The 23,002-nt window shown below is 64.1% G+C and carries 18 protein-coding genes and 1 pseudogene; 12 read left to right on the forward strand and 7 right to left on the reverse strand.

Annotated elements, in window-relative coordinates:
* Positions 1 to 473 (reverse strand): annotated as a pseudogene (locus AC1DJB_RS19715) (HNH endonuclease signature motif containing protein); the annotation flags it as partial.
* A 444-nt stretch (positions 474 to 917) separates the two neighbouring features.
* Here AC1DJB_RS19715 and pdxS point away from each other — a divergent pair.
* Positions 918 to 1,844 carry a pyridoxal 5'-phosphate synthase lyase subunit PdxS gene (gene pdxS / locus AC1DJB_RS19720; RefSeq protein ID WP_441438258.1) on the forward strand — a complete coding sequence of 309 codons (927 nt, stop codon included), beginning with the start codon at positions 918 to 920 and terminating at the stop codon, positions 1,842 to 1,844.
* Between the two features lie 322 nt (positions 1,845 to 2,166).
* On the opposite strand, the gene AC1DJB_RS19725 is transcribed toward pdxS, so the two are convergent.
* Genes AC1DJB_RS19725 through AC1DJB_RS19735 form a run of 3 tightly spaced genes read right to left on the reverse strand, consistent with a single transcriptional unit; the run spans position 2,167 to position 6,270 of the window.
* Entirely contained in the window at positions 2,167 to 4,179 is a 2,013-nt protein-coding gene (locus tag AC1DJB_RS19725) for a M3 family metallopeptidase (RefSeq protein ID WP_476910750.1), read from the reverse strand.
* Positions 4,180 to 4,228: 49 nt separating this feature from the next.
* The gene (locus AC1DJB_RS19730) at positions 4,229 to 4,978 is read right to left on the reverse strand and encodes a type 1 glutamine amidotransferase (RefSeq protein ID WP_284989256.1); all 750 of its coding nucleotides are present in this window, start codon (positions 4,976 to 4,978) and stop codon (positions 4,229 to 4,231) included.
* The gene (locus AC1DJB_RS19735) at positions 4,975 to 6,270 is read right to left on the reverse strand and encodes a Mur ligase family protein (RefSeq protein ID WP_307053978.1); all 1,296 of its coding nucleotides are present in this window, start codon (positions 6,268 to 6,270) and stop codon (positions 4,975 to 4,977) included. Before AC1DJB_RS19735 ends, AC1DJB_RS19730 begins: the two co-directional genes overlap by 4 nt.
* 101 nt (positions 6,271 to 6,371) lie before the next feature.
* On the opposite strand from AC1DJB_RS19735, the gene pdxT reads away from it, so the two are divergent.
* From pdxT to AC1DJB_RS19780, 9 genes are all read left to right on the forward strand, one after another.
* Positions 6,372 to 7,073 (forward strand): pyridoxal 5'-phosphate synthase glutaminase subunit PdxT, encoded by a 702-nt coding sequence (gene pdxT / locus AC1DJB_RS19740; RefSeq protein WP_059390283.1) that lies wholly within the window; start codon positions 6,372 to 6,374, stop codon positions 7,071 to 7,073.
* 3 nt (positions 7,074 to 7,076) lie between these two features.
* A complete protein-coding gene (locus AC1DJB_RS19745; RefSeq protein WP_307053979.1) occupies positions 7,077 to 7,832 on the forward strand; it encodes a YebC/PmpR family DNA-binding transcriptional regulator in 756 nt (251 codons plus the stop codon).
* A 45-nt stretch (positions 7,833 to 7,877) separates the two neighbouring features.
* Positions 7,878 to 8,456: a crossover junction endodeoxyribonuclease RuvC gene (ruvC, locus tag AC1DJB_RS19750; RefSeq protein WP_441433556.1), complete on the forward strand. Its 579-nt coding sequence runs from the start codon at positions 7,878 to 7,880 to the stop codon at positions 8,454 to 8,456.
* An 89-nt stretch (positions 8,457 to 8,545) separates the two neighbouring features.
* Positions 8,546 to 9,190 (forward strand): Holliday junction branch migration protein RuvA, encoded by a 645-nt coding sequence (gene ruvA / locus AC1DJB_RS19755; RefSeq protein WP_284754937.1) that lies wholly within the window; start codon positions 8,546 to 8,548, stop codon positions 9,188 to 9,190.
* Positions 9,183 to 10,259 carry a Holliday junction branch migration DNA helicase RuvB gene (ruvB, locus tag AC1DJB_RS19760; RefSeq protein WP_284989259.1) on the forward strand — a complete coding sequence of 359 codons (1,077 nt, stop codon included), beginning with the start codon at positions 9,183 to 9,185 and terminating at the stop codon, positions 10,257 to 10,259. Before ruvA ends, ruvB begins: the two co-directional genes overlap by 8 nt.
* A gap of 190 nt (positions 10,260 to 10,449) precedes the next feature.
* Complete coding sequence (gene yajC, locus AC1DJB_RS19765; RefSeq protein WP_059389206.1) at positions 10,450 to 10,833, forward strand: preprotein translocase subunit YajC; 384 nt, start codon at positions 10,450 to 10,452, stop codon at positions 10,831 to 10,833.
* A 109-nt stretch (positions 10,834 to 10,942) separates the two neighbouring features.
* The gene (secD, locus tag AC1DJB_RS19770; RefSeq protein WP_284989260.1) at positions 10,943 to 12,697 is read left to right on the forward strand and encodes a protein translocase subunit SecD; all 1,755 of its coding nucleotides are present in this window, start codon (positions 10,943 to 10,945) and stop codon (positions 12,695 to 12,697) included.
* Positions 12,697 to 13,710 carry a protein translocase subunit SecF gene (gene secF, locus AC1DJB_RS19775; RefSeq protein WP_284989261.1) on the forward strand — a complete coding sequence of 338 codons (1,014 nt, stop codon included), beginning with the start codon at positions 12,697 to 12,699 and terminating at the stop codon, positions 13,708 to 13,710. The genes secD and secF overlap by 1 nt, the downstream gene beginning before the upstream one ends.
* A gap of 149 nt (positions 13,711 to 13,859) precedes the next feature.
* A complete protein-coding gene (locus AC1DJB_RS19780; RefSeq protein ID WP_272909578.1) occupies positions 13,860 to 16,253 on the forward strand; it encodes a RelA/SpoT family protein in 2,394 nt (797 codons plus the stop codon).
* A gap of 10 nt (positions 16,254 to 16,263) precedes the next feature.
* Here the strand turns inward: AC1DJB_RS19780 and AC1DJB_RS19785 are convergent, their stop codons facing one another.
* The 3 genes from AC1DJB_RS19785 to AC1DJB_RS19795 all read right to left on the reverse strand — a co-directional run bounded on the left by AC1DJB_RS19785 (position 16,264) and on the right by AC1DJB_RS19795 (position 19,367).
* Positions 16,264 to 16,908 (reverse strand): type IV toxin-antitoxin system AbiEi family antitoxin, encoded by a 645-nt coding sequence (locus AC1DJB_RS19785; RefSeq protein WP_441438260.1) that lies wholly within the window; start codon positions 16,906 to 16,908, stop codon positions 16,264 to 16,266.
* A gap of 117 nt (positions 16,909 to 17,025) precedes the next feature.
* Positions 17,026 to 18,534 carry a DUF349 domain-containing protein gene (locus AC1DJB_RS19790; protein ID WP_441433558.1) on the reverse strand — a complete coding sequence of 503 codons (1,509 nt, stop codon included), beginning with the start codon at positions 18,532 to 18,534 and terminating at the stop codon, positions 17,026 to 17,028.
* 65 nt (positions 18,535 to 18,599) lie between these two features.
* Positions 18,600 to 19,367: a peptidylprolyl isomerase gene (locus AC1DJB_RS19795; RefSeq protein ID WP_370872108.1), complete on the reverse strand. Its 768-nt coding sequence runs from the start codon at positions 19,365 to 19,367 to the stop codon at positions 18,600 to 18,602.
* A gap of 260 nt (positions 19,368 to 19,627) precedes the next feature.
* Here AC1DJB_RS19795 and hisS point away from each other — a divergent pair, with 260 nt between their 5' ends.
* Both hisS and aspS read left to right on the forward strand, forming a co-directional pair.
* Complete coding sequence (gene hisS, locus AC1DJB_RS19800; RefSeq protein WP_441433559.1) at positions 19,628 to 20,980, forward strand: histidine--tRNA ligase; 1,353 nt, start codon at positions 19,628 to 19,630, stop codon at positions 20,978 to 20,980.
* Between the two features lie 143 nt (positions 20,981 to 21,123).
* Positions 21,124 to 22,914 carry an aspartate--tRNA ligase gene (aspS, locus tag AC1DJB_RS19805; RefSeq protein ID WP_306959769.1) on the forward strand — a complete coding sequence of 597 codons (1,791 nt, stop codon included), beginning with the start codon at positions 21,124 to 21,126 and terminating at the stop codon, positions 22,912 to 22,914.
* Positions 22,915 to 23,002: the final 88 nt, after the last annotated feature.

The following is a 23,002-nucleotide window of genomic DNA, read 5'->3' on the forward strand; positions in this document are numbered from 1 at the left end:
TCGGTCCAGCCAGTCCGCCAGCCCGGCGCCGCGGACGGCCGGCGGGCGGCCTGGGCTTCGCGGCGTGTCCGTTCCACGGCGTGGGCCGCGACGAGCTGCAGGAACTCGACCGTCCGGGAGATCTCTTCGACCGTGCCGGCGAAATCCGCCGCATCAAGGAAACCGAACGAGCGGGCGTCGGCGACGGCGGTTGAGCGCAGCGCATCCATCGCCGCGACCGCCAGATCAAGGCCACCCGCGGCGGACGGCACGGCGGCCGGGTTTCGGACCTGGGAAGGGTTTTGGAACTGGGCCGGGTTTTGGAGCTGGGCCGGGTTTTGGAACTGGGAAGGGTTTTGGAACTGCGCTGCGAATTGGAACTGCGCATGCCGGGCGGGGACGGGCTTCAGCCGGCGGGACAGGCGTCCCGGCGACGGGATCCCGCCGTCGGGCGCGGCCGCCCGAGGTGCGACGAGTTGACCGATGCCTTCCATGAATAAACCCTGTCACGGGGGTCGGACATTTTTACCTCCCGCACCGGCGTTCGGGGTCGCGACAAGCGAAACAAGGAAAACACGTCCCAAGAATCAGGTGCTGAGCTCTCAATGAACCCGGATCGCCTCGGCGATCGGGCCGGCGCTGCACTCACAATTGCAGAAGACAGATTCCCGCGCCGTCAATCCGCCCACCAACTTGCTGCCGTCAATGCACCTGAAGTATCCGCGACACGCGGGACCAATATCACCCGGTGCGCGACGCCTACCGGTGCCGGCGCGAACGCGTGGCCGGGGCTGGTAATCAAGTACGACGGTCACAGCGCGGGGGACTAGTATTGAAGTTACTTGGTCAATGTGACCTGGAAATCCGGTGCGCGCTGTGTGTGGCCCCCGTCCGCCTGCGCCCCGGCCAAGGTCTTCTATCTACCCATAGGGGTTTTTGTGTCTACACCTGATGTAAGCAACGAAGCCGGTTCGTCCGCAGCCAGCGTTACGGGCAGCAGCCGCGTCAAGCGCGGCATGGCCGAGATGCTCAAGGGCGGCGTCATCATGGACGTCGTCAACGTCGAGCAGGCCCGCATCGCCGAAGATGCCGGTGCCGTGGCCGTCATGGCGCTCGAGCGCGTTCCCGCCGACATCCGCGCCCAGGGCGGCGTGTCCCGCATGTCGGACCCTGACATGATCGACCAGATCATTGCCGCCGTGTCCATCCCCGTCATGGCCAAGGCCCGCATCGGCCACTTCGTCGAGGCACAGGTCCTGCAGTCCCTCGGTGTTGACTACATCGACGAGTCCGAGGTCCTGACCCCGGCCGACTACACCCACCACATCGACAAGTGGAACTTCACCGTTCCCTTCGTCTGTGGTGCCACCAACCTGGGTGAGGCGCTGCGCCGTATCAACGAGGGCGCGGCCATGATCCGCTCCAAGGGCGAGGCCGGCACCGGGGACGTCTCCAACGCCACCACCCACATGCGCCAGATCCGCGCCGAGATCCTCCGCCTCTCCACACTGCCCGAGGACGAACTCTACGTTGCGGCCAAGGAACTGCAGGCCCCGTACGAGCTCGTCAAGGAAGTTGCCGCGACCGGCAAGCTCCCCGTCGTGCTGTTCACTGCCGGCGGCATCGCCACCCCGGCCGACGCTGCGATGATGATGCAGCTCGGTGCGGACGGCGTGTTCGTCGGTTCGGGCATCTTCAAGTCCGGCAACCCGGCCCAGCGTGCCGCCGCCGTCGTGAAGGCCACCACCTTCTTCGACGACCCCGACGTCATCGCCAAGGTCTCCCGCGGCCTGGGCGAAGCCATGGTGGGCATCAACGTCGAGGAAATCCCCGAACCCCACCGCCTCGCCGAGCGCGGCTGGTAGGTCTTCGTTAAGCCGACGCGCCAGACGGCGCGGTTTGTTGGCGCCGGACGGCGCTGATCCTCGGCCTGCTATTCCCCGCGACTCGCTGCCGCGGCTCGGGGCGGGGGCCCTTTTACGCAGGCTGCCGGATCACACCGCCCGGCGCCTTGCGTTGGCGGGTCGCACCGTCCATCGCATCGCTCTCCCGCTAAGTACGACGCCGGCCGGTCACCTTCTTCGGTGACCGGCCGGCGTCGTGCGTTAACCCAACTGACTCCCAGTTGTTGTCGTTATGAGGCTCCATAACGACATTAACTGCGAGTCAGTTGGGGCGGCCCAGCAGCTATTCGAGGCCGCGGCGCTTGAGGAGCGGCTCGAGGGAGGCGTCGCGGCCGCGGAGCGTGCGGAATGATTCCAACGGATCGCGGCTGTTGCCACGGGAGAGCAGCTCCGAGCGGAATCGTTCGCCGTTCTCGCGCAGCAGCCCGCCGTTTTCCGTGAACCAGTCCACCGTTTCCGCGTCCAGCACTTCACTCCAGATGTACGAGTAGTACCCGGCGGCGTAGAAGTCCCCGGCGAAGATGTGCTGGAAGTACCCCGTGCGGTACCGGGGCGGAATGAGGGAGTGCGCCACGCCTGCAGCAGCCAATGCCTTGGCTTCGAAGTCCAGCGCGTCCTGAGGAACGCCGTCGACGTCCAGCACGTGCCAGGCCAGGTCCAAAAGGGCGGCGCCGAGGTATTCCGTCGTGGCGAAGCCTTCGCCCCAAAGCTTGGACTCGTTGAGGCGGTCGATGATGTCCTGGGGAAGCGCTTCGCCAGTCGCGTGATGCCGGGCGTAGTTACCGATAATCTCGGGCCACATGATCCACATCTCGTTGACCTGCGACGGATACTCCACGAAGTCCCGGGGGACCGAGGTGCCGGAAAACCGGGGATACATGACGTTGGAGAAGAGTCCGTGCAAGGCATGGCCGAACTCGTGGAACGTGGTCCGGACCTCGTCCAGGGTAAGCAGGGTGGGTTCTCCGGCCGGCGGTTTGGAGATGTTCAGGTTGTTGATCACCACCGGCTTGTTACCCAGGAGTGCTGATTGTTCGACGAGCGAGTTCATCCAGGCGCCGCCGCGCTTTGAGTCCCGCGCGTAGTAGTCGCCCAGGAAGAGACCAAGCTCGGAGCCGTCTCCGTTTCGCACCTCCCAGACGCGGACATCGGGGTGGTACCCCTCAAGGTCATTCCGCACGTGGAAAGTAATACCGAAGAGGCTCGTGGCTGCGAAGAACACGCCGTCCACGAGTACCCGGTCCAATTCGAAATAGGGCCGAAGGAGTTGTTCGTCCACTTCGTAGCGCTCCCGCCGGACCTTCGAGGAGTAGTACGCCCAGTCCCATGCTTCCAATGGGTGCCCTGCGCTCTCCGCCAGGGCAGCCGCTTCTGCGTCGGCGTTGCGGATGGCGGCCGGAGCAAGTCGGTTGAGCATCGCTTGCACGGCCGCGAAATCGGGGGCGGTCTGGCGGTCCATGACCATTTCGGCGTAGTTGCCGAACCCGAGGAGTGTCGCCTTCTCGGCCCGCAAACGCACCATCGCCTTCACCAGTTCCTGGACGTCCAGGCTGCCGCCGTCGCTTCCCCTCGCAACGGACGCCTCAAACAGGCGACGGCGGAGCTCGCGGTTCTGCAAAGAAGCCAAAGCAGGCTGGTTGCTCGGCTGTATGAGGGTCAGGAGGTATTTTCCCTCGTGCCCGGCAGTGCGTGCGGCCTCCGCAGCACTGGCGATGTCGTCCGCCGGCAGGCCGGCAAGTTCTGTGGCGTCATCCACCACCAGGGCGGCCGCCTTCATGGCTTCCTTGACCCGTTGCCCGTACTCCGTTCCCAATCGGGAGAGTTCCGCGTTGAGGCTCTTGAGTTTTTCCTGGTCAGCCGGGTCGAGCTGGATCCCCGACTGGCGGAATTCCCGAAGGTACTCCTGCACCAGGCGGGTGGCTTCGTCATCAAGTCCTGAAGTGTCTACGGCCGCGAATCGCTCGTACAGTCCGCGGTTGAGATAGACCGCGTCCTGATGGCTCACGAACCGGGGAGACAGCTCGGTTTCGAGTTCGCGGATGGCCTCCGAGGCGTCGGCGGAAACCAATGTGAAGAAGGCCGCTGCTGCCCGCTCCAGCAGGCGGCCGGAGCGTTCCATCGCGACCGCCGTGTTTTCGAAGGATGCGGGCTCCGGGTTGTCGACGATGGACTGGATCTCGGCCAGGTGCTCAACGAGGCCCGCATCCACGGCTTCGGCGAAGTGGCTGTCCTGGATCTTTGCGAAGGGCGGCAAGCCGAAGGGAAGGGTACTCGGCTCCAAGAGAGGGTTCGTCATGAAGCAACCCTTTCATGCAGGGGCCCCGCCCACAACGGTTTTCCCCGTGTTAGCGCGGCCGCCGCGCCGCGTGTTCGCGCGCGAGGCGGGCAAAGTCGTCGTCGGGCGTTCCGGGGACGAAAGTACCGTACTTGCGTTCGACGGCGGTCCGGATCAGGAAATCGGCGATGGCCGGATTCTTGGGCAACAGGGAACCGTGCAAGTAGCTGGCAACCACATTCCGGTGCCTGGCGCCTTCGTGGTTGTCTTTGCTGTTGTTGCCGGCGCCCTTGGACACGGTGCCGAGCGGCTCGACGCCGGCACCCAGGGAGGTCTGTCCGCTGTGGTTTTCGTAACCCATGATTTCACCGAACTCGGGTGAAGTGAGCGTGACGTTTCCGATGAGGCGTTCGTCCGTACCGATGGTCTCGACGTCAAGGATGCCGATACCGGGGATAACAGGTCCGCTCTTCGTCTTGAAGAACTTGCCGAAAAGCTGGTAGAGCCCGCAAATGACCAGCATGGGCGTTCCGTCCTCGGCCATCCCGCGCAGTTGCTCGCCGCGTGACTGGAGATCGTCCTGGATGACTACCTGGCCGCTGTCCTGGCCGCCACCGCCCACAATGAGATCGACATCTTCGGGGAAGTCGTCGCCCACATTGTATTCAAGGAGCTCGGGCGTGTAACCGTGCCAGAGCAGGCGCTGCCGCAAGACGAGCGCATTGCCCCAGTCCCCGTAGATGTTCATGTCACGGGGGTACAGCTGCAGGACCCGGATGGTGCCTTTGCTAGTGTGTGCGGTACCTTCGGCCGGGGTCATGAGACCACCTCTACTGTGGTGATTTTGGAGAGTTCGCGCCGGATGGCCAACATCGCGGTGTACGTGCAGAATACGCGTTTCGGTTTGCCGGCCGAACCCCGGATGAATTCGGCCAAGGCCGCAGTGATGTCGGTGTCCACTGAGCCGAAGCGGACCTCGTCGTACTGGAGGCGCAGTGCCATGTCATAGGCACGGACGCCGGTGACGACCTCGACACCGTCCTCGCGCAGGGAGTCGAATTCAACGTCCCAAAGCCACGACATGTCCCGGCCGTCGGCATAGTTGTCATTGATGGCGATCATGGACGCGTAGCCCTTCGCCGGGAAAGACTTCAGGCCCAGGCGGAAACCGCTCGGGTTCTTCACGAGGACCAACTCAAAAGGCTGGCCGTCCACCGTCAGGCTCTCCCCGCGGCCAAACGCCGGAGCCACTTCGGAGAGCGCCTTGACCAGCTTGGCGGAGTCGCCGGGCCTCCCGCTTGCCCCGGTGATGCTCCTGGCGAGGACCAACGCGGCCGCGGCATTGAAGATGTTGTAGACGCCACGGAGTTTCATGTAGGTGGACACAAGGGTTCCGTCGAACTCGAAGTCGGCGTCGTCGGTACCGACCCGGCGGAGCACGACGTCGGCCGCCGGGGATGCGGGGACCTCACCGCGGGGGCTGGTTTCCGGAGCCGCGGCCCGCATGTCGTCGTCGTTCGGGAAGGTGCTGCGGAGCGATTCGTCCAATCCGAAGTAGAGCACCTCGGGGCCGCTCACGGCTCCGGCAATACGGGCGACCCGGGGATCCTCGCGGTTCAGGACCACGGTCCCGGTGGTTCGCTCGGCGATGCGCTGGAGGAGTAGCGCCGTGGTGTCGATTTCGCCGAAACGGTCCAGTTGGTCGCGCAGGACGTTGAGGAGAAGGCAATAGCGCGGCGGCACCTTGTTCACGAAATGCACGGCGTGTGCCTCGTCGAGTTCCAACACCGCGACGTCGGCGTCCAACCTGCCGCGCCAGTCCACCTCACCCAGGAGAGCGGCCGCAACGCCACGGGTGAAGTTGCTGCCTGTCCGGTTGGTGAAGACCTTCAAGCCCTGGCTCTCCAGGAGCTCCACCACCATTTTTGTGGTGGTCGTCTTGCCGTTGGTTCCGCTCACCACCGCCACACCGTGGGGGAGCGAGGACAGCGTCCTCTGCATGAAGCCGGGGTCGATCTTCTCGACCACGAGGCCGGGCAAAGCCGAACCCCCGCCGCGCAGCCGGGACACAGCACGGACCAGCTTGCCGAGTGGAACGGTGAACGAAAACATGCTCTGTAATATATCCCAGTTGGTGCATAAACCACGTGCCGTAAAGCCGCGATCGGGTTGCAGGCGCAAGCCCGGCAGTGGCAGCGCATTATGATGGTCGAATGACCAATCCCCCTTCCGAGGCGTCATCAAGCGTGGGCGCGGGCCTGCGCATCGGCGTCCTCGCACTACAAGGCGATTTTCGTGAGCACATCCACGCTGTCGAAGCGGCCGGTGCCACCGGCGTCGGCATCCGGCGTCCGGCGGAGCTCGACGACATTGACGGCCTCATCATTCCCGGCGGCGAGTCGACTACCATCGACAAGCTGGCGCGCATCTTCGAACTCGCCGATCCCATCCGCAAGCAGATCGCGTCCGGGCTGCCGGTGTATGGATCCTGCGCCGGCATGATCCTGCTGGCGGACGACATCGCCGATCCCGCCACGGACCTTGCCGGAAATCCGCAGCAGACTTTCGGTGGATTGGACATCACGGTCCGTCGCAATGCCTTCGGCCGGCAGCGCGAGTCCTTCGAAACCGATCTTGACTTCAAGGGCCTCGAGTTCAGCGCAGGCGAGTCCGGCGTCGACCCCGTCCACGCCGTCTTCATCCGCGGACCGTGGGTGGAACGGGTCGGACCCGGCGTCGAAATCCTTGCGCAGGTGGAACCGGGCAAAGCGACCCACACGGACACTTTGCACGGGTTGGCTAGAATTGTTGCAGTGCGCTCAGGTCGGTTGCTGGCCACCTCCTTCCACCCGGAAGTGACTGGGGAGAAGCGTGTGCATGAATTGTTTATTCGAATGATCAGAGGGGAAGTTTAAAGCATGTCAGGCCACTCCAAATGGGCGACGACCAAGCACAAGAAGGCCATCCTCGATAGCCGCCGGGCCAAGTCGTTCGCCAAACTGATCAAGAACATCGAAGTCGCGGCCCGCATGGGCGGACCGGACCTTGCCGGCAACCCGAGCCTCGAACTGGCTGTGACCAAAGCCAAGAAAACCTCGGTCCCCGCCGACAACATCGACCGCGCCATCAAGCGCGGAGCCGGCCTCACCGGCGAAGTGGTCGACTACACGGAGATCATGTACGAGGCCCGCGGCCCGCAGGGTTCCGCCCTCCTGATCGAGTGCCTCACGGACAACAAGAACCGTGCCGCCTCCGAGGTCCGCCTGGCGATTTCCCGCAACGGCGGCACTATCGCCGATCCCGGCTCCGTGAGCTACCTCTTCACCCGCAAGGGCGTGGTCAACCTGCCCAAGAACGGGCTCAGCGAAGACGACATCCTGATGGCAGTGCTCGACGCCGGCGCAGAAGAAGTCAAGGACAACGGCGACAACTGGGAAATCCACTCGGAACCCACCGATCTCCCGGCAATCCGCGAAGCCCTCACGGAGGCCGGCATCGAATACGACACGGACGAAGCTGAATTCGTCCCGTCCATGCAGGTGCCGCTGGACCTTGACGGTGCCAAGAAGTTCATGAAGCTCGTCGACGCCCTCGAAGATCTCGACGACGTCCAGAACGTTTATACCAACGCGGACATGAGCGAGGAAGTCCAGGCTGCGCTCGAAGCCGAGTAGCGCCCGCTTGCCACACAGCTTCACAACAAACAGGGAGGCCCGGACTTGACTCTTCGCGTATTGGGAGTCGATCCGGGCCTCACCCGTTGCGGCTTCGGAGTGGTCGACGTCGAACGGAACCGCCGCGCCACGATGGTGGCTGTCTGCGTCGTGGGAACCTCCCCGGAGCAATCATTGGACCAGCGACTGCTGGTCATAGCCAAGGCCATCGATGAATGGCTGGACCTCTATAAACCCGACGTTCTCGCGGTCGAACGGGTGTTCTCCCAGTTGAACGTCAGTACGGTCATGGGCGTTGCCCAGGCATCCGGCGTCGTCATCGCGGCCGCCGCGCGGCGGGGCATCCCGGTGGCGCTCCACACGCCGTCGGAGGTCAAAGCCGCCGTGACGGGAAGCGGCACCTCCAACAAGGAAGCGGTGACGAAACTCATCACCAAGATCCTTCGTCTTGACGCTCCGCCCCGCCCGGCCGACGCCGCGGACGCGTTGGCCCTCGCTGTCACCCACGCGTGGCGGGCCGGCAGCGGTGCCGCAGTTGCCACCACCGGACCGGGGAGCAGCGCATTGACGCCCGCCCAGCGAGCCTGGGCTGAAGCCGAAGCGAAAGCGCGCCGCGCCCGGTAATTGTCGGTGGCCCTTGCTAGGGTATTCGTAGATATGTTCGGATAGCCCGCGGCGCAGCATGCGCGGGGCAGTACTTCAGGAGCCGGGTCTTGATCAGTTTTCTCCGCGGAACCGTGGCACACGTCAGTCTCTCCACGGCCGTCATCGATCTCAACGGCGCCGGTATGAGCGTCTACGCCACGCCCCAAACCCTCAGCCACCTGCACGTCGGCGAGGAAGCGAAGCTGTTCACTTCGTTGATCGTCCGGGAGGACTCCCTGACGCTCTTTGGTTTCTCGAACGACGACGAACGCGAAGTTTTCGATGTCCTGCTCAGTGTGAGCGGGGTGGGGCCGCGCCTGGCCCTTGCAGTCCTGGCCGTCCACGAGCCCGAGGCGATCCGGGTGGCCGCGCATTCCGGCGATGCCAAGTCATTCACCAAGGTCCCCGGTATCGGCCCGAAAGTGGCCGGCAGGATCGTCCTGGAACTGGCGGGCAAACTCGTTCCCCACGGCACCGCGCCCGGGGCCGCCCCCGCCGTCGCGGCCGAGTCTGTCTGGAAGCCGCAGGTGGTCGCCGCAATGACGAGCCTGGGCTGGTCGGAGAAGGACGCTGCCGGCAGCATCGACAAGGCAATGGCCGATTCCCCGGAACTTGCCGACGCCGGCAACGTCGCCCAGATCCTGCGCGCAACCCTTCGCTGGCTCGGGCAGGACGGCGCCCGCGCCGGAAACCGGGTAGGCAGCCGTGGCTGAGCAGTCCCTCGTTACCGGGGGAGAGGAACCCGAAGAGCGCATCATCGAAGCCGCACTTCGCCCGAAGAACCTCCACGACTTCGTAGGCCAGCACCGTGTCCGAAAGCAACTCTCGCTCGTGCTGGAAGCCTCGAGGATGCGCGGCCGCAGCGCGGACCACGTCCTGCTTTCGGGCCCTCCTGGGCTCGGCAAGACCACTCTCTCCATGATCATCGCCGCCGAGATGAACGCACCCTTGCGCATCAGCAGCGGGCCGGCCATCCAGCACGCCGGAGACCTTGCGGCCATCCTCTCCTCGCTTTCTGAAGGCGAAGTGCTCTTCCTCGACGAAATCCACCGGATGTCCCGGCCCGCAGAGGAAATGCTGTACATGGCCATGGAAGACTTCCGGGTGGACATCGTGGTGGGCAAGGGCGCAGGCGCCACTGCCATTCCGCTTGAGCTGCCGCCTTTCACCCTCGTGGGCGCCACCACGCGGGCCGGCCTGCTGCCTGGACCGCTGCGTGACCGCTTTGGTTTTACCGGGCACCTGGAGTTCTACTCAGTGGCGGAGCTGGAACTCGTACTGCGCCGCTCGGCCGGACTGCTTGACCTGAAAGTCAACTCGGCCGGCTTCAGCGAGATTGCGGGCCGTTCCCGCGGAACCCCGCGTATCGCCAACCGGCTGCTTCGCCGTGTCCGGGACTGGGCTTTGGTTCACGGCATCGAACAAATCGATGCCCGTGCCGCCTCCGCTGCGTTGGACATGTACGAGGTGGACCAGCGTGGCTTGGATCGCCTGGACCGTGCTGTGCTGGAAGCCCTGATCCTCAAGTTCAACGGCGGTCCCGTAGGGCTCTCCACCCTCGCTATCGCCGTGGGGGAGGAACCGGAGACCGTCGAAACGGTCGCTGAGCCGTACCTGGTGCGCGAAGGCCTCTTGGGACGGACGCCGCGCGGCAGGATTGCCATGGCGTCAGCCTGGACGCACCTCGGATACGCCGTGCCGCCAGGAGTGTTCGGGCAGGACCCGCTGGCGTTGTTCGAGGATAGCGAAAACGGGGCGGAAAGCATCGACACCGGCCGTTAGCACGATCCATTCAGCTTAACCCTCTAGACTGGTATGACACTCGGCACGTTCGAGTCCTTGGTTCTGTGCCCGCCCGTCGGAGCATTGTGCGGCCAAGTGGGCGAAAGCTCCACGGCCGCCGGATCCACCGGGCAGACATGGCCGTGAAACCAAAAACGTAAGTAAAGAACGGAACTTCCCTGTGGATCCAATGACAATCCTGCTGTTCGCCATGCTCGGCGTCTTCATCTTCATGATGTTCCGCCGCAACAAGAAGACGCAGCAACAGCAGGCCAAGCTGCAGTCCCAGTTTGCCCCCGGCGTTGACGTCATGACCAGTTTCGGACTGTTCGGCCGAATCGTCTCAATGGACGACGCCGAGAACAAGGTTGTCCTGGAACTGTCCCCGGGCAACCTCGCCACGGTGCACCGCCAGGCCGTCACCAAGATCGTTGAGCCCGCCGAGGAGGCCGCAGTTGACGTTCCGGACGACGCGTCGTCGCTGACGGCCGCGGATGCCGATGCATCTGCATCCGCGGAGACCCCGGACGAGACCCTCAAGCGCCTCAACGACGAGGGCAAGAAGGACAACTAGCCCGTACCCGCTCTACAAGCGGGAATAGTTCTACGGCAATGAATCGCCGCCGGCCTGCGCTCACCCGTGCACGTCGGCGGCTGTTCCGTCATCAACAGGAAGATCGAACATGGCACGAACCGGCCACAAAAATGCAGCCCGCAGGGTGCTGATCTGGCTTGTCGCAATATTCGCTGTACTGACAGCAGTCCTCGGTGGCGGCGTCATCACTGGTCACGCCAGCTGGGCCCCAAAGCTCGCGCTTGACCTCGAGGGCGGCACGCAAATGATTCTCGCGCCCAAGGTCGAAGGATCAACCGGCATCAACGAAGAACAGTTGAACCAGGCCGTCGCGATTATCCGCCAACGCGTTGACAGCTCCGGTGTCGCCGAAGCGGAAATCACCACGCAGTCCGGCCGTAACGTCGTGGTAAGCCTTCCCGGTACGCCAAGTTCGGAAACCCGTGCCCTGATCCAGGCATCTGCCGACATGAACTTCCGCCCAGTGATCACCACCGGTGACCCTGCGGCCGTTCCGGTCGCATCCCGCACGCCGGACGCGAGCCTGCCCAAGCCCACCGCTGCGCCGACCAACGCCAGCGACAGCAACTGGGTCACAGCCGACGTCTACAAGGCCTTCGAAGCCTTGGACTGCGTCAACCCGGCCCAGGATAAGCAGCCGCGGTCGGATCCCGCCAAGCCGCTGGTGACCTGCGAGCCGGCAACGGCCAAGACTCCTGCCGTCAAGTACATCCTTGGCCCGGTCGAAGTGAAGGGCCAGGACATCGTGTCGTCCTCCTTCGATCCCGTCCAGGGCGCGCAGGGCTCGGTCACCAATGCGTGGGGCGTGACCATCACGTTCGATGCCAACGCCACCAAGACCTTCAAGGACGTTACGCAGAGGCTCAACCAGTTCTACGTGGCATCGCAGGCGCAGGGCGGCAACGACCCCAAGGCCCAGTTCGCCATCGTCCTGGATGACCAGGTTATTTCCGCGCCGCGTGCCCTCGCAGTCATTACCGATGGCAAGCCGCAGATCACGGGTAACTTCACGCAGGCCTCGGCACAGGCGTTGTCGGACCAGCTTCGCTACGGCGCTTTGCCCATCAGCTTCGATATTCAGTCCGAGGAACAGATTTCCGCCACCCTCGGTGGCGAGCAGCTTCGTCTTGGCCTGATGGCCGGTGTGATCGGGCTCCTGCTCGTGGTGGTCTATTCGCTCTTCCAGTACCGGGCCTTGGGCTTTGTCACCATCCTCTCGCTCGTTGTGGCTGGTGGACTGACATACCTAGCCATCGCGATCCTTGGCTGGACTGAAAACTACCGGCTGTCCCTTGCCGGTGTGGCAGGTCTTATCGTGGCCATTGGCCAGACAGCCGACTCCTTCATCGTGTACTTCGAACGCATCCGTGACGAACTTCGTGAGGGCAAGGGCCTCGTGTCCGCCGTCGCTAACGGTTGGAAGCGCGCCAAGCGCACGGTCCTCGCGTCCAAGGCCGTCAACCTGCTCGCGGCCTTGGTGCTGTACTTCGTCGCTGTTGGAAACGTCCGCGGCTTCGCCTTCACCCTTGGCCTCACCGCGCTGGCAGACCTCCTGGTCGTGTTCATGTTCACGCACCCCACGCTCCAAGTGCTGGCCCGGACCAAGTTCTTCGGCGAGGGGCACCGCTTCTCCGGCCTCGACCCTGAGCGACTGGGCGCCGTGCCGCTGTACCGCGGTGCCGGCCGGCTCCGCACGCCAACGGAGAAGCCCGCCGTCGTGCGCGCCCGCAACACCGGTGCTGCCGCTGAAGCCGAGCGCCGCATGACCATCGCCGAACGCCGGCTTGCCGAGAAGCAGGCCCAGTTGACTGGTTCTTCCAACGGCACCAAGGAGGAGAAGTAATGACCACGAGCTTCGCAAAGTTCGGCAACGAGCTCTACACGGGCAAGCGTTCTTACAACTTCGTTTCCAGCAAGAAGATCTGGTTCATCATCGCCGCAGTAGCGGTGGCGATCTCCATCCTCCTGCCGGTGGTCAAGGGCGGGTACAACCTCGGAATCGACTTCCGGGGCGGCTCCGAGTTCACGGTGTCCAACGTGAAGACCACCGAATCCGCCCCGGGCGAGAAGGCAGTCCACGACGTCGTTGCTGGTGCCGTTCCGCGCGTCGCCAACGTCGCTGGCAGCACTATGCGCATCCAGACCGACAAACTCAGCGATGACCAGACCATCAAGATCAAGACGGATCTCGCGAAGGCCTACGGCGTGACCGAAAACCAGGTCACCTCGACCTTCATCGGCCCCACCTGGGGGCAGGATGTCACCAAGCAGGCCCTGATCGGCCTCGCGGTGTTCGTTGGGCTGGCCGCTCTTTTGATGGCGTTGTACTTCCGCACCTGGAAGATGTCGGTTTCTGCCCTTGCCGGCATGCTGGTCACGATGTTCACTACGGCCGGTGTCTACTCCTTGAGCGATTTCGAGGTGACACCGTCGGCCATCATCGGCTTCCTGACGGTCCTCAGCTACTCCCTGTACGACACCGTGGTGGTTTTCGACAAGATCCGTGAAAACACCTCGGACATCGCGACCTCCAGCCGGCGCACTTTCGCCGAAGAGGTCAACCTTGCCGTCAACCAAACCCTGGTGCGCTCCATCAACACCATGATGGTGGCAGTATTGCCGGTCGCCGCGATTCTGTTCATCGGCGCCGGATTGTTGGGCGCCGGCACGCTCCGCGACCTGTCCCTCGCCCTGTTCGTCGGCATCCTGATCGGTACGGCGGCGACGATCTTCATCGCGGCTCCGCTCTACGCGTGGCTGCGCCAGAGCGAACCCGAGCTGCAGAAGCAGGCCAAGAAGGTGGCGACCCGGCGCGCGGCAGCCGTCAGCGCGAACTCGGAAGCAGCGGCCGTTTAGCCTCGTTCCCCCTTGAAGGGCCGGTCACCGCCGAAAAGTGGTGACCGGCCCTTTTGCGTTCCCGGCTCCGTCATCTGGGTACCGGTTCTTGGAGAGCTCACCAGCGGGAATAGACTGGGAGAATTAAGTCAGTCGTGAGAGGTGCTTTTGTGGAGGAACGTACGACGTCGGCGCCGCCGGCGGGCGGAGAGGACGGCCTGAGCCGCGTGCCCGGCACCGCAACTGCAGCTACGGGAAGCACCGTGGACGGTGTGCCCGTGGACTCCCCGGGCGTGCGCCCGACGTTCCCTGGACGACGCGAGCGGACGCGCTCCAGGCTGGCGAAGTTGACGGGACGGGGCACGAGCACCTATTCGCCCATCCTCGAACCGCTCCTGCGGACCGTCAGGGCCAACAACCCCAAAGAAGACCTCGATCTCATCCAGCGGGCCTTTACCGTGGCAGAGCGCAGCCACCAGGGCCAGAAGCGGAAGAGCGGCGATCCGTACATCACCCACCCCGTTGCGGTGGCCACGATCCTGGCCGAGCTGGGCCTCACAGGCACAACCCTTGCTGCTGCACTCCTGCACGACACCGTCGAGGACACTCCCTACACCCTCGCTGACCTGACGCGTGATTTCGGCCCCGAGGTCGCAATGCTCGTGGACGGCGTCACCAAGCTGGACAAAGTCCAATTCGGTGAGGCCGCACAGTCCGAGACCGTCCGCAAGATGGTCGTGGCCATGGCCAAGGACATCCGGGTACTGATGATCAAGCTGGCGGACCGGCTGCACAACGCCCGTACGTGGCGCTTTGTTTCCGCTGAATCTTCCGCCCGCAAAGCGCGCGAAACACTTGAGATCTTTGCACCGCTGGCCCACCGCCTTGGCATGAACACCATCAAATGGGAACTTGAGGATCTTTCCTTCGCCGCCTTGTACCCGAAGGTGTATGAAGAAATCGTCCGGATGGTGGGGGACCGCACTCCAGAGCGCGAGAAGAGCCTGAGCGTCATCCGCAACCAGATTGCCGAAGACCTGCGCGTCGCCCGCATCAAGGCCACCATCACGGGCCGCCCCAAGCATTACTACTCGATCTACCAAAAGATGATTGTCCGGGACAAGGACTTCGACGACATCAACGACCTCATGGGCGTGCGTGTCCTCGTGGATTCCGTCCGTGACTGTTACGCGGCTCTTGGCACCTTGCATTCGCGCTGGAACCCCCTTCCGGGACGGTTCAAGGACTACATCGCCATGCCGAAGTTCAACATGTACCAGTCCTTGCACACCACCGTGATCGGGCCCGGGGGCAAGCCCGTTGAGATCCAGATCCGTACCCACGAAATGCATCGCCGTGCCGAGTATGGCGTGGCGGCACACTGGAAGTACAAGGACCAGCCCAACCGGACCGCCGTAGGTCCGGGGAGCCCCAAGGACGGCGACATGGGCTGGTTGCGTTCCCTGGTCGACTGGCAGCAGGAAACATCGGATCCGGGCGAATTCCTGGACTCGCTGCGTTTTGAAATCAATGCCCGGGAAGTGTTCGTCTTCACCCCCAAGGGCGAGGTCATGGCCCTTCCCGCAGGATCGACACCGGTGGACTTCGCCTACGCGGTGCACACCGAAGTGGGTCACCGGACCATCGGTGCGCGCGTCAACGGCAAGCTGGTTCCGCTCAACAGCGAACTCAATCACGGCGACTGGGTGGAGATCTTCACCTCCAAGGCCGAGGGCGCAGGACCGAGCCAGGACTGGCAGCATTTCGTCAAAAGCGCCCGGGCGCGCAACAAGATCCGGCAGTGGTTCAGCAAGGAACGCCGCGAAGAGGCCATCGAGCGGGGCAAGGACCAGCTGACCCGCGCCATGCGTAAGCAGAACCTGCCCCTGCAACGGCTCATGACACATGACGCCTTGTCCACGGTGGCCGAGGAATTCCACTACGTCGACATTTCCGGCCTGTATGCCGGCGTCGGAGACGGGCACACTTCGGCGCAGTCCGTCATGGAAAAGCTCATGGAGCACCTCGGTGGGCATGAGACGCCCGATGAGGACCTCGACGAAGTCAGCATTCCCTCGCAACTCCAGAAGACCCGGTACTCGGACTCCGGCGTCATTGTCCGCGGCGTGGGAGATGTCTGGGTGAAGCTGGCCCGGTGCTGCACGCCTGTACCGCCTGATCCGATCCTCGGGTTCGTGACCCGCGGCTCGGGGGTGTCGGTACACCGCACGGACTGTACGAATGTCTCGGACCTCCGTGACCAGCCCGATCGCATCGTCGAGGTTGAATGGGCTCCGACCCAATCCAGCGTCTTCCTGGTGGAGATCCAGGTGGAAGCCTTGGACCGGAAGTCGTTGCTTTCGGATGTCACCCGCGTGCTTTCGGAAAACCACGTCAACATCCTGGCTGCTTCCGTGCACACCTCCAGCGACCGGGTAGCCATCTCCCGCTTCGCGTTCGAAATGGGCGATCCTAAGTACCTTCACCACGTGCTCAGTGCCGTGCGCAGGATCGACGGGGTCTTTGACGTCTACCGGACCACGGGCAACCGCAGGAGAAGCTGAACCTAGCAACTCAGGCGGCTACCTCAGGCGGCAAGACGTCGGAAGGCGGCGGGTCAGCGGTCCGAGCCAACGCGGCAATCTTGCGCAGTGCAGCTTTCTTGTGGGGCACCCTCGTGGACGCCTCCACCGCGAGGGTCAAGAGCCGCAGCCGGACGCCCAATTCATCCCGGGACAGCAGCATCCGCAGTGCGGGCAAGGCCCTGCTGGCTTCTACGTGTAGGGCCACATCCACGGCCGTCCGCAGGGGACTGGTCACGAGCAGCCCGCCGATGCTGACCACGTCCAGTTGGCCTAAACGGACTTCGTGCAAGATACAGCCGCGGGCCGAACGCAAGCTCGATATACGGTGTTTGGCGTCCACGAGAAGCGAAAGCCTCTCTGGGGCATCCGCGCAACCGTAAATCCAGGCCGCCGTCATGCGCCCCGCGATGACCTTCCTGCGAATGCGATCCGGAACCACCAGGGCGGCCGCGCGGGCTCGGAGCCGAGGCGTGACATCCAGCCCCGAGGGAGTGAAACTCTTCTCGTAGAGTGGTGTGAGCACGCCGTCCGTAGCCATTGATTGAAGCTCGGCCCACGTGAACTGCGGGCTGGGCGCGTACAGCTCTTGGGCAGGGAAGTCCTGTTGCTGCGGAGGCGGTAATCTCGGGGCCATTCAGCAATCATCGCGTGGCTGCCGCAACGGGAACAGGCCCCGTGTCGGTTATGTGGATAACCGGCACGGGGCCTGTTGGTTCAAGCTCTACTACTACTACAACTACTACAACTACTACTACGCGAGATCGCTTGCCGAACGCTGGATCTGGTCAAGCCAGGCCTCTCGTGCTTCAAGGGCCTCACGGGCGTTCTTGATGCGGCGCTGGTCTCCGGCCTTTTCGGCCTTTTCCAGGTCTTCCCTCAGGCCGGCGATAGCCGCTTCCAGCTGCGACAAGGCGCTGTTGGTGCGGGCCTTCGTCTCCGGGTTGCTCCGGCGCCATTTGTCCTCTTCGGCGTCGCGGACGGCGTCCTCAACCTTGCGAAGGCCGGCTTCGATCCTGCCCATGTCGGCGCGGGGGACCTTGCCGGCTTCTTCCCAGCGGTCGCGGATGGACTGCAGGGCCTTCTTGGCAGCATTGAGGTCCGTGATCGGCAGCAGGGCCTGTGCCTCGACAACGAGCTCTTCCTTGACGGCAAGGTTTGCCGTGTACTGCTGGTCGATCTCGTCGTTGGCAGCCTGGCGGTTGCTGAAGAATACGTCCTGCGCGGCACGGAAACGGAGCCAGAGGGCGTCGTCATCCTTGCGGCTGGCGCGAGGCGTAGCCTTCCACTGGTCCATGAGACGGCGGTATTCGCCGGCGGCGAATCCCCAATCCGTGGAACTGGAGAGGGCTTCGGCCTCGACGATCAGCTGTTCCTTGGCGACCTTGGCCGCCGAGTTGGTGCTGTCCAATTGGGAGAAGTACGCACGGCGGTGGCGGTCAAAGACGGTACGGGCCGAGCGGAACCGCTTCCACAGCGCGTCCTCGTTGCTTCGTCCAAGCCGGATGCCGTTCTTCTGGGCTGTCTTCCAGCTCTCGAAGAGTTCGTTCATGCGGGCGCTGGACGTCTTCCACTGGACCTGGGACGGATCCTGGGATGCGATGGATTCGGCTTCGGCGACGATCGCCTCGCGTGCCGCGAGCTCCGCGGATCGTGCGGCGTCGTGTGCAGCTTTCTCGGACTTCTCCAACTCGGAAATCTGTCCAGCCAAGGCATCGAGTCGAGCCTCGGCAGTGCGGATGTCGCCCACCATGTTTCGCTCTGCCAGCTGCTCACGCAGGTGCTCGACCGTCTTCTGCATGTCCGTGGCCGGGGCCTTGGACTCCACGCGGTGTTCCATCAAAACGATCTGCGCAACAACGTCGTCGTACTTCCGGGCGAAGTATGCCAGCGCCTCGTCGGTGCTCACTCCCGGGTACTGTCCCACCGGCTGCTCTTCGCCGTCGATGGTCAGGAAGACGTGGCCGTCACCCTCGGCGCGCCCCCACTTGGCGGCTTCCGCCAGGGACACAGCCGTAGGCTGGGCTGCCGGCGCGGCCGGAATGACACTGGCGGCTGCCTTGGGGCGGGCAGCAAATGCTGCGGGGGAAGGCGCATGCGAGGGGGCCGGACGTGGCGCCGGAGAGGCAGGCTTGGGCGCGGGTTCTGCCGCGTCGGCCACCGGGGCAACCGGCGCAACGCCGGCCTGCTCAGCTACGGGAGCCTGGGTTTCTTCGTCGTTGGCCACTACTGCAGTTTCGTCGGATTTCTGACTGTCTGTCACCGCTAAAAGTCTTTCGCTTGGAGGGATTACTAAGGTAATGCGCCGTGGACCATGGTCCGGGCTAGTTACTTCAGAGAAAACGAGTCTATCGTGACAGCTGCCACAGGGGTGCCGTCGGTGGCGCTGCTCCCCGGATTAATACCGGCTTGGGCGATCTTCGTCACCACGTCCATGCCGCTCGTCACCTTGCCGACCACCGTGTACCCGCCGGCGGAGTCCGGGGGAATGACGGTGTCCTTGTACACAATGAAGAACTGGTGCCCGTTGCCATAGGCGTTGTTGCCGGTCCTGGCGACGGCGATGGTTCCGGCCGGGTAGGTGTTGTTCGCCGGGGTGTTCTCAAGTGGTCCCCAGTGGAAGTTGGGGTCGTCTGTGGTGTCCGTCCCCTTGGCTCCGCACTGCAGCACCGAGAAATTGTCGGCGGTAGTCAATCGAGGGCACTTGAGGCCGCTGTAATAACTCGCGTCAGTGAGGGATTTGAACACTGCTGCGGCCTGGGGAGCTGTTGTGCCATCCAGTTCGACGCCGACTGTCCCTCCATTGAGGCTGAGCTGGCCAGTGAAAGTCTTACCTGCGGCCGTGTCCGCTTTGGGAATGCCGGCGCTATTCGAGCCCGTCGCCGCGGCCGAAGCGGAGGGGTTGGCAGAGGCGGACGGCGAACTCAGCCCGGCTTGGGCCGCTGCGAACTCCGATTCGCTCGGATTCGAGTTGAACACCGTGAGTTGGAGCACGACGGCGGCAATCAGGGCGGCGGCACCCACGCTGACCGCGATCACATTGTCCCGGCGGCGGCGCTTGCCCTGTGCACGCCGAAGCTCGCGCTTGGCTTCCATCTGCCTGATGCGCCGTTTGGCTTCACGGTTGTCCCGCGGCCTTGTAGACAATGGTCCTCCTGGTTGTCTGGACAAGCTTCCCTCGCAAGCAAGCCGAACCCGGGCGCCCGCATTAGATGTGCAGGCGCCGAAAGCATAAACTGGCTGCCGCACATAGTTTATGCATGACTGGCTGGACGCCAGCCCATCCTGAGCCGAATCGGCCCGTGGTTCGTGGCGCTGGGTCCGGCCCGCGCAATCATTGAGGAGAAATTTCCACCATGGCCCGTACCGCCTCCCTGTCCGGATTCCCCGAGTGGCTTCCCCAGGAACGGTTGGTGGAACTGCATGTGCTGGACACGTTGCGCAAGACGTTTGAACTCCACGGCTTCTCTTCCATCGAGACGCGCGCTGTCGAAACCGTCGGCCAGCTTCTCCGCAAGGGCGAGATAGACAAAGAGGTATACGGACTGAGCCGGCTGCAGGAAGACGAGGACGGCGGCGAAGGCGGAAAGTCGGACAAGGCAGATCCCAACGCCTTGGCGCTCCACTTCGACCTCACGGTGCCGTTTGCCCGCTATGTCGTCGAGAACGCCGGCTACCTGGCGTTCCCGTTCCGCCGCTACCAGATCCAGAAGGTGTGGCGGGGGGAGCGGCCCCAGGAGGGCCGCGCCCGCGAGTTCACGCAGGCGGACATCGACGTCGTGGGCGACGGCGAGCTGCCTTTCCGCTACGACGTCGAGATCGCCCTCGTCATCGCGGAAGCGTTGAGCGCCCTTCCCATTCCGGACTTCCGCCTGCGCATCAACAACCGCAAGTTGGCCGAGGGCTTCTACCGCGGTATCGGCCTCACCGACACTGCCGGCGTGCTTCGAAGCATCGACAAGCTCGAAAAGATCGGCGAAGCGAAAGTTGCCGAATTGCTCAGGAGCGAGCTTGGCGCCACGGATGAGCAGGCAGCGCTTGCTTTGAAGCTTGCCAGCATCCGCACCGAGGACACGTCCTTCGTGGCGCAGGTGCGTGCGCTTGGCGTATCGGACGAGCTTCTTGAAGAGGGCCTCAGCGAGCTGGAACAAGTCATCGAGGCTGCCGTGCAGCGCGCCCCCGGCAAAGTTGTTGCCGACCTCAGCATCGCCCGCGGCCTCGACTACTACACCGGTACGGTCGTCGAAACCGTCCTGGTGGGACACGAGCAACTCGGTTCCATTTGCTCCGGCGGCCGCTACGACGCCCTCGCCAGCAAGGGCAACCGCAAGTTCCCCGGCGTCGGGCTGTCGATCGGCGTGACCCGCCTGGTCTCCCGCATCCTGAGCCAGGAATTCGCGACGGCGTCGCGCTCGGTTCCCACGGCAGTCCTGGTGGCGCTGAACAACGACGACAGCTGGTCTGCGGCCCAGGATGTGGCGGCCCAGCTGCGTGGACGGGGGATCGCCACCGAAGTTGCGGCGAAGGCCGAGAAGTTCGGCAAGCAGATCAAATTCGCCGACCGACGCGGCATTCCTTTCGTCTGGTTCACGGACGACGACGGCAAGCACCAAGTGAAGGACATCCGCACCGGGGAGCAAGTCGACGCGGATCCGGCCAACTGGGAGCCGTCACCCGAGGATCTCCACGTCCGCATCACCACGCGATAGCCACGAACCGGCGCCTCAAGGCAAAACCCCGCGGGCCCGGGCGGGAGCGGGCCGCGCCCGGTGGGGCCACGCTTCGTTCATACGGGTAAACTCGAACGGGATCGTTTTGTCATGGTCCTGAAAATCATGTTGAAAGGAATGCTGTGCTGCGCACACATGACCTCGGATCCCTGCGTTCCGAGCACATTGGACAGACCGTCACCCTGGCTGGCTGGGTAGGCCGCCGCCGAGATCACGGTGGCGTGGCCTTCGTCGATCTGCGTGACGCGTCCGGTGTCGCCCAGGTGGTTGTCCGCGAGGAAGAGGTCTTCCACGGCCTGCGCAATGAATACGTGCTGCAGATCGTGGGCACCGTCAGCAAGCGTCCCGAGGGCAACGAGAACCCGCACCTCGCCACCGGCGAGATCGAGGTCATCGCCGAGAAAGTGGTGATCCTCAACACTTCGGATCCCCTTCCGTTCCAGATCGACGAGCACGTGGAGGTCGGTGAAGAAGCGCGACTCAAGCACCGTTACCTTGACCTGCGCCGCCCCGGCCCCGCCCGGAACCTGCGCCTGCGTTCCGAAGCGAACCGCGTGGCCCGCGAGCTGCTTCACCAGCAGGGTTACGTTGAGATCGAGACTCCCACGCTGACGCGCTCGACGCCGGAAGGCGCCCGCGACTTCGTGGTTCCGGCGCGTCTGGCACCGGGTTCCTGGTATGCGCTTCCGCAGTCCCCGCAGCTTTTCAAGCAGCTGCTCCAGGTTGGCGGTTTCGAAAAGTACTACCAGATCGCCCGTTGCTACCGCGACGAAGACTTCCGTGCGGACCGCCAGCCGGAATTCACCCAGCTCGACATCGAAGCCAGCTTCGTTGACCAGGACGACATCATTGAGCTCGGCGAAGGCATCGTCAAGGCACTATGGCAGCTGATCGACGTCGAGATCCCGACGCCGATCCGCCGCATGACGTACCACGAGGCGATGGCCAAGTACGGCTCCGACAAGCCGGACCTGCGCTTCGGCCTGGAGCTCACTGAATTGACGGAGTTCTTCAAGGACACGAACTTCGGCGTCTTCAAGGCGCCCTACGTTGGCGCCGTCGTCATGCCAGGCGGAGCCTCGCAGGCCCGCCGCGCGCTGGACGCCTGGCAGGAATGGGCCAAGCAGCGTGGCGCCAAGGGTCTCGCCTACGTGTTGTTCAAGGAAGACGGCGAGCTCACGGGCCCCGTTGCCAAGAACCTCACGGACGCCGAGCGTGCCGGCCTGGCTGACGCCGTCGGCGCAAAGCCCGGCGACTGCATCTTCTTCGCCGCCGGCGAGAAGTCACCATCCCGCGCCTTGCTGGGTGCTGCCCGCGTCGAGATCGGCCACCGCACCGGCCTGATCGATCCCAAGGACTGGGCTTTCGTCTGGATCGTGGACGCCCCGATGTTCGAACCGGCTGCCGCAGCCGTCGCTTCCGGCGACGTCGCGGTAGGTGGCGGACAGTGGACGGCCCTGCACCACGCCTTCACCTCCCCGAAGCCCGAGTTCCTGGACTCCTTTGACAAGGACCCGGAAGCGGCCCTGTCGTACGCCTACGACATCGTGTGCAACGGCAACGAAATCGGCGGCGGATCCATCCGTATCCACGAGGCCGATGTCCAGGAGCGCGTTTTCGAGCTCATGGGCCTGGACAAGGAAGACGCGCAGACCAAGTTCGGCTTCCTGCTCGAGGGATTCAAGTACGGCGCACCTCCGCACGGCGGCATGGCCTTCGGGTGGGACCGGGTCGTGGCCCTTCTGGCCGGCGTGGACTCGATCCGCGACGTCATCGCTTTCCCGAAGTCCGGCGGCGGCTACGACCCCCTGACCGCTGCTCCTGCGCCCATCACGGCGCAGCAGCGCAAGGAAGCCGGAGTCGACTTCAAGCCTGAAGCCAAGCCGCAGGCAGCGGCAGCGAAGCCGGAGTAGCTGGAACCGTAGAAGTAGCCCGAAGGCCCTCGCACATTGCGGGGGCCTTCGGCGTAGCATGACGTCGACTGAATTCGAGGAGGACGCG

This window comes from Arthrobacter sp. 01T428, from assembly GCF_056398685.1.

Bases quoted from the DNA above. Each gene is read 5' to 3' on its own strand.
- AC1DJB_RS19725 (WP_476910750.1), bottom strand. From the start codon at position 4,179: ATGACGAACCCTCTCTTGGAGCCGAGTACCCTTCCCTTCGGCTTGCCG.
- AC1DJB_RS19730 (WP_284989256.1), bottom strand. From the start codon at position 4,978: ATGACCCCGGCCGAAGGTACCGCACACACTAGCAAAGGCACCATCCGG.
- AC1DJB_RS19735 (WP_307053978.1), bottom strand. From the start codon at position 6,270: ATGTTTTCGTTCACCGTTCCACTCGGCAAGCTGGTCCGTGCTGTGTCC.
- pdxT (WP_059390283.1), top strand. From the start codon at position 6,372: ATGACCAATCCCCCTTCCGAGGCGTCATCAAGCGTGGGCGCGGGCCTG.
- AC1DJB_RS19745 (WP_307053979.1), top strand. From the start codon at position 7,077: ATGTCAGGCCACTCCAAATGGGCGACGACCAAGCACAAGAAGGCCATC.
- yajC (WP_059389206.1), top strand. From the start codon at position 10,450: ATGACAATCCTGCTGTTCGCCATGCTCGGCGTCTTCATCTTCATGATG.
- secD (WP_284989260.1), top strand. From the start codon at position 10,943: ATGGCACGAACCGGCCACAAAAATGCAGCCCGCAGGGTGCTGATCTGG.
- secF (WP_284989261.1), top strand. From the start codon at position 12,697: ATGACCACGAGCTTCGCAAAGTTCGGCAACGAGCTCTACACGGGCAAG.
- AC1DJB_RS19785 (WP_441438260.1), bottom strand. From the start codon at position 16,908: ATGGCCCCGAGATTACCGCCTCCGCAGCAACAGGACTTCCCTGCCCAA.
- AC1DJB_RS19795 (WP_370872108.1), bottom strand. From the start codon at position 19,367: ATGGAAGCCAAGCGCGAGCTTCGGCGTGCACAGGGCAAGCGCCGCCGC.
- hisS (WP_441433559.1), top strand. From the start codon at position 19,628: ATGGCCCGTACCGCCTCCCTGTCCGGATTCCCCGAGTGGCTTCCCCAG.